The organism is Syntrophorhabdus sp., assembly GCA_012719415.1.
GTDB lineage: Bacteria > Desulfobacterota > Syntrophorhabdia > Syntrophorhabdales > Syntrophorhabdaceae > Delta-02.
The window spans coordinates 1-3,111 of record JAAYAK010000318.1 but is presented as its reverse complement, the minus strand read 5'-3'; the positions used below and the strand labels follow the sequence as shown (position 1 = coordinate 3,111).

The following is a 3,111-nucleotide window of genomic DNA, read 5'->3' as shown; positions in this document are numbered from 1 at the left end:
TTCTCCATGAAGGGTGAAGTTCCCGAGGAGGAGTATCTCACCCCCATCGGCAAGGCAAAGGTGGTCCGGGAAGGCAAAGACGTCACCCTCGTGTCCTACTCCATGACCATGAACCTCTCCGTCAAGGCCGCCGACATGCTTGAAAAAGAGGGGATCAGCGTGGAGCTCATCGACCTGAGGACCATCTCCCCCATCGACAGGGAGACGATCCTCAATTCCGTGGCCAAGACGTCCCGGCTTGCCATCGCCCACGAAGCGGTGAAGCAGGGCGGCGTGGGCGCCGAAATTTCCGCCATCGTCGCCGAAGAGGCCATCGACTGCCTCGACGCCCCCATCGTCCGGGTGGGCGCTCCCTTCACACCGGTGCCCTTTGCCCGCCCGCTGGAGCAGGCCTACCGCATCACCCCCGACAAGATTGCCGCGGCGGTCCGGGGAATGATGTAGGGAGGGGAAACGAACGTGTCCGCTGAAAGAGTTTCCTCTGCCAGGGGCGGAATCTCGGCGACGGTTCTCGGGAGGATCGCCCCGGGAGAGGATCTATTTGCCGCCGTCAGGGAAATCTGTGCCCGCCACGGCATCCGGTCCGGCCACATCGCCACCATGATAGGCAGTCTCCGGTCGGCGGACGTGGTCTGCGTGACCCCGGACCCCGAAACCCCGGGGAGGGCGGTCTACCTTGAACCGCTCCGCATGGAGGGCTGCATAGAACTGATCACCGTCGCGGGCATTATCGGTGAGGACGACAGGGGAGAACTCTCCGTCCACCTGCACGGCGTTCTCGCGGGAAGCGACATGAAACCCGTGGCGGGACATCTCGCCGACAGGGGAGAAAACCGGGTGCTTGCCACCGCGGAAGTTGTGATCAATGGTTTTTCCGGAGCGGAATTCGTCCGCTCTTTCGACGAAGAAACAGGGTTCGTGCTGTTCAAGGTCCGCCCCACCGGTCCCTGAGCGGGCCGGGCGGGGGTCATCCTGTTGCGGCGGGAGGTGATCGGTCCCGTAGGGCGAACAAGCACCACAACGCGCTGTAGTCAAGAGAAGGTTTCATACCACATACTCAGGAGGTTGAGGGAATGAAAAAGATCGTAGCACTGCTTATCGCTGTTGCAGTCCTGTGTTCGGTGTCCGTGCCGGCGTTTGCCGCCTACAAGGACGAGTACAAGCTCGACATCGTGCCGAGCCTGACCACCGCATGGGGAATGGGCGCCCAGTACTTCGCCGATCTCGTGAAAGAGAGAAGCGGCGGCAAGATCAACATCAAGGTCTATCCCGGATCCCAGCTCACCACCGGAAAGCAGACCAACGCTTTCCTCCTCGTCCGGAACGGCACCATCGACTTCGCCGTCCAGTCCTCCATCAACTATTCGCCCCAGCTTGTCGAGCTGAACCTCTTTGCCCTTCCTTTCTTCATCGCCAACCAGCCCGACCGGTATGCCGCCCTTGACGCCGTCAAGGCTGGAAAAGCCGGCGAAATGGTCATCAAGGCCATCGAGGACAAAGGCGTGAAGTTCCTTGCCTTCGGCGAGAACGGATTCCGTGAGCTCACCAATTCCAAGAAGGCCATCAGGACCCCCGACGACCTCACCGGCATGAAGATCCGGGTTGTGGGCAGCCCCCTGTTCCTCGATACCTTCAGGGCTCTCGGCGCCAACCCCGTGAACATGAACTGGAGCGATACCATGGCGGCCATCCAGCAGGGCGTCGTTGACGGCCAGGAGAACCCCATCAGCACCTTCTATCCCGTGAAGATGCACGACTACCACAAGTTCATGACCGACTGGCACTACGTGGTCGATCCCACCCTGTACGTTGTGAATCCCGCCGTATGGAAGTCCTTCTCCGCCGAGGACCAGAAGATGATCCAGGCTGCCGCCGTGGAAGCGGGCAAGTACATGATCGCCCTCGCCCGCATCGGCCTCGACGACGGCACTGCCCAGAAGTACCTCGAGAGCATCGGCAAGGTTCCCGAGATCACCGACTGGTACGGCACCCTGAAGAGCGTGGGCATGGAAGTGGCAATCCTTACCCCCGAAGAGATGAAGGCCTTCGCCGACAAGACCGCTCCCGTGCTTGAAGCATGGAAGTCCAAGGTGGGCGAGGATCTCGTCAAGGCCGCCGAGGCCGATATGGCCTCCGTGGTCAAGAAGTAAGCGGAAGCAGATGAGACTTCCGGGGGGAGGTTCCCTCCCCCCGGGTCCCCGCGGGGGCTTTCTCTTCTCCTTTCAGGAGAAATGGGGAATTCTCCTTGTCTTTTCTTCAGAAGGGATTGTCCGATATGGCCAAGAAAATTTTCGATCATTTTGAAGAGATTCTCGGATCGCTGATCCTCATGGTGATGGCGGTGATCACCTTCGCAAACGTCATCACCAGGTATTTTATCTTCCAGGCGCTGGCGTTCACCGAGGAAGTCACCATCAACCTCTTCGTCTGGCTTGTCATGCTGGGCACGGCCATCGCCTTCAAAAAGGGAACGAACCTCAGCATGACCTTCATCTACGACCTTCTTCCCCGAAAAGGGAAAAAAGTCTGCTTCTTCATCGGCACGATCATGTCCCTGGTGTTTTTCGCCCTTCTTGCCTATCTCGGGTATCTCGAGGTCGTTGATGAAATCGATCTGGAAGTCACCACTGAATCACTTGCGATTCCCGTATATTACTACACCATCGCCCTGCCGGTCTTTTCCGTCCTGATCTTCGTGCGCATCGTGCAGGCGGCTCTTGCGACAATCCGCAGGAACGAATACTAGGAGGGACGAGAGATGGAGTCTTTGCTTCACGAACCCGCATTCTGGACGATCGTCCTTTTCATCGTGCCGCTCCTGCTCAGGGTTCCCATTGCGGTAGCCCTCGGCATGGGAACGATTTTTGTTGTCTGGTACTGGGACATGGGATACCAGATGCTGTCCTACAGCTTTTTCGCCGGCATCGCGAAATTCCCTCTCCTGGCGATCCCTTTCTTCATCCTCGCCGGAGTCATCATGGAAAAAGTCGGCATCGCCGAGCGGATCATCAACCTCATCAAGCAGCTTGTGGGTGACATGACCGGAGGCCTTGCCGTGGCAACAGTCATAGTGGCCGCTTTCTGGGGCGCCGTCAGCGGTTCGGGCCCCGC

At 59.0% G+C, this 3,111-nt stretch carries 5 protein-coding genes; all 5 read left to right on the top strand.

Features of this window, described 5'->3' with window-relative positions; translation table 11 throughout:
- The coding region (locus GXX82_17925; GenBank protein NLT24923.1) for an alpha-ketoacid dehydrogenase subunit beta at positions 1-444 on the top strand (444 nt) is incomplete at its 5' end.
- Positions 445-459: 15 nt separating this feature from the next.
- Positions 460-951, top strand: a complete 492-nt coding sequence (locus GXX82_17920; protein ID NLT24922.1) for a DNA-binding protein — start codon at positions 460-462, stop codon at positions 949-951.
- Positions 952-1,073: 122 nt separating this feature from the next.
- Complete coding sequence (locus tag GXX82_17915) at positions 1,074-2,150, top strand: DctP family TRAP transporter solute-binding subunit (GenBank protein NLT24921.1); 1,077 nt, start codon at positions 1,074-1,076, stop codon at positions 2,148-2,150.
- A gap of 125 nt (positions 2,151-2,275) precedes the next feature.
- Complete coding sequence (locus GXX82_17910; protein ID NLT24920.1) at positions 2,276-2,746, top strand: TRAP transporter small permease; 471 nt, start codon at positions 2,276-2,278, stop codon at positions 2,744-2,746.
- 12 nt (positions 2,747-2,758) lie between these two features.
- Positions 2,759-3,111: TRAP transporter large permease subunit (locus tag GXX82_17905; protein NLT24919.1), on the top strand; the 353-nt coding region annotated here is incomplete at its 3' end.